Raw genomic sequence first — 719 nt, forward strand, 5'->3', positions numbered from 1 at the left:
CGAGCGTTACAAAAGTTTTGCAGAGTTCTTTCTGAAGATTTTCGTAATGAGTATCAAGAGCACATATTTTTTTGGGTTTTGGACCCCGCCGGAATTTTCCCATAGAAGCAATGACCGGTTTAAAAACCTTTTCCCGCAAGATCAGCAAGGCACACATTGTTTGAAATCCTTGTGAAGAAACAAGGTAACGGCGAGAATTGTTTTGTTGTTCAATGAAAGCCTTGCCCCTGATTTTTCTGAGGTCGTAGGCAGCTTGGCGGATTCCATAATGAGTCCAACCGGTCAATTCATTAACTTTTGTAGCCAGGTCGGAAACGGAAAAGCCTGCGGGTTTAAGTGCCAGAGACATCAATGCTTCAATCACTACTCGCATTCGCGGATTGTTTATATCAATACCAGCAACTCGGTTCTTTCCACGGCAGGTAGGCTTAGGTAAATCATCTAATGCTCCTTGATCCAGGAAAGAAATATGGGCGTATTGCAAAACATTGAGAAACCGGATCGTCATGCCTCTCAAGGAAGAAATCATGTTAGAAAATTTCTCGATGATTTTTCCACAGCGCAGGTCTTTTGTATTATGGGCCACAGCTTCAATCCGAAGAACACGCTCGCCTTTATCGTACATTTTTAAGGTTAATTTGCCAAAGTGTACTTTGAACACCGTCAAATTATACGTAGGTTTCTCGACCGTGAGTTTGGGTTGGGACGGACTTTGCCCT

1 protein-coding gene is annotated in these 719 nt (G+C 43.0%); it reads right to left on the bottom strand.

What is annotated here, in order from left to right:
• On the bottom strand, window positions 1-719 hold a 719-nt coding region (locus Pmgp_RS20005), incomplete at both ends, for a hypothetical protein (RefSeq protein WP_205078121.1).

Source organism: Pelotomaculum propionicicum, assembly GCF_004369225.1.
GTDB lineage: Bacteria > Bacillota > Desulfotomaculia > Desulfotomaculales > Pelotomaculaceae > Pelotomaculum_B > Pelotomaculum_B propionicicum.